Source organism: uncultured Psychromonas sp., from assembly GCF_947489755.1.
Classification (GTDB): domain Bacteria; phylum Pseudomonadota; class Gammaproteobacteria; order Enterobacterales; family Psychromonadaceae; genus Psychromonas.
The window spans coordinates 1-228 of sequence record NZ_CANLFB010000110.1; the positions used below are offsets into that span (position 1 = coordinate 1).

General features: G+C 40.8%; 1 protein-coding gene. It reads left to right on the forward strand.

The window, feature by feature from the left end:
* On the forward strand, positions 1-228 hold a 228-nt coding region (locus Q0794_RS18215; protein ID WP_298944304.1), incomplete at both ends, for a transposase.

Below are 228 nucleotides of genomic sequence, written 5' to 3' on the forward strand. Positions count from 1 at the left end.
TGAATTAACGTCGATAGCACGCAGTTTTATCCTACGTATTTATCGTAATATACAACGAATAAGTGTTCAAATTGAAGCAGTGAAAACAGAGTTGATCGACCTAATTAAAGACAAAGATGAATATGCATTGTTACAAAGCATACCAGGTATCGGGCCTATTATTTCAGCCGCTTTAATGGCATCAGTCGGTGATGCGGGGGCCTTTAAAAATGGCAGGCAGCTAGCCGC